This is a genomic window from Fictibacillus arsenicus (assembly GCF_001999465.1).
Classification (GTDB): Bacteria; Bacillota; Bacilli; order Bacillales; family Fictibacillaceae; genus Fictibacillus; species Fictibacillus arsenicus.
Genome location: NZ_MQMF01000028.1, coordinates 1 through 1,413, shown reverse-complemented (window position 1 = coordinate 1,413; position 1,413 = coordinate 1). Strand labels below are relative to the sequence as shown.

The window sequence follows — 1,413 nt, the reverse complement described above, 5'->3', positions numbered from 1 at the left end:
GCAGGGCGTGTAAAGGGGTATACCCGCGTGGACGTGGGTCAAGAACACTCCGTGCGACCACGCAGCCCTGTCCGAAGCGCCCGCATCCCCTCAAGAATGGCGAGGCACATTCTCGCCACGGCGCTTGCCAGGTAGATGCGGACCCGTACAGGGACAGACGACACGGTGGGCTGACCCCGTTTCGTAGGTCCAGTCGTTATGAGAGTCGTCCTGTTGCCCGCGGTCGCGGGCAGGGAGACTGGTCAGATCATGACGAACAGCAGGAAGCGTCACACCCCCGAGCAGGTCGTCCGTAAGCTCGGGCAGGCCGACAGGATGCTCGCCGATGGTCAGGACGTCGCGGCGGTGTGCCGGGAGCTCGGGGTGTCCGAGCAGACGTACTACCGGTGGCGGAACCAGTACGGCGGCCTCAAGGCCGACGACGCAAAGCGCCTGAAGGAGCTGGAGAAGCAGAACGCGACCCTGAAGCGTCTGCTCGCGGAAGCGGAGCTGGAGAAGGCCGCGCTCAAGGAGCTGGCTGAGGGAAACTTCTAAGCCCGGACAGGCGCCGCGCCGCCGTCGATCACCTCAAGCGCAAGTTGCGGGTGAGCGAACGGATGGCGTGCCGTCTGGTCGGGCTGAGCCGCTCCGCGTACCGGCGACCGCTCAAGGGCGACACGGTCGCGGACCCGGATCGGGCGCTCAGGGAGTGGCTGCGCGCCTGGGCGAAGGACCATCCCCGCTACGGGTATCGGCGGGCGTATCACGACGCCCGCGCCGAGGGGTCGGTGGTGAACCACAAGAAGATCCAACGCCTGTGGCGTGACGAAGGGCTCCGGGTCCCGCAGCGGCGTCGACGCAAGCGCGTCGGGTCCTCGACCGTCGACGCGCCGACGGCGGACGCGCCGAACGTGGTGTGGGCGGTGGACTTCCAGTTCGACGCCGACGAGCACGGACGACCGATCAAGATCTGCTCGATCGTCGACGAACACACCCGGGAGTGCATCGGCGGGCTCGTGGAGCGCTCGATTACCGCCGACCGACTCACCGCCCACCTCGAGGACCTCGTCGCCGCCCGGGGCGCCCCGGCGGTGCTCAGGTCGGACAACGGGCCGGAGTTCATCAGCGAGGCGATGGCCGACTGGGCCGGCACCCGCACCGGCCTGTCCTACATCCCTCCGGGCTCGCCGTGGCGCAACGGGTACGTCGAGTCGTTCAACAGCCGGATCCGCGACGAGTGCCTCAACATCAACAGCTTCTACTCGCTGCTGCACGCACAGGTCATCATCGGCGACTGGAAGGACGAGTACAACCACCACCGCCGGCACTCCTCGCTCGGCTACCTAACCCCAGCCGAGTACGCTCGGCAGTGCACCCATCAAATGGAAACCGACGACTCACAGAACGTCCGGACCGAATGAAGGGGGCGGCTCA

At 67.2% G+C, this 1,413-nt stretch carries 1 protein-coding gene; it reads left to right on the top strand.

The window, feature by feature from the left end; genetic code table 11:
- Positions 1 to 249: 249 nt before the first annotated feature.
- A protein-coding gene (locus UN64_RS21590; RefSeq protein WP_139343237.1) for an IS3 family transposase occupies positions 250 to 1,400 on the top strand; the annotation gives its coding sequence in 2 pieces (ribosomal slippage) (positions 250 to 520 and positions 520 to 1,400; 1,152 coding nt in all).
- Positions 1,401 to 1,413 lie beyond the last annotated feature (13 nt).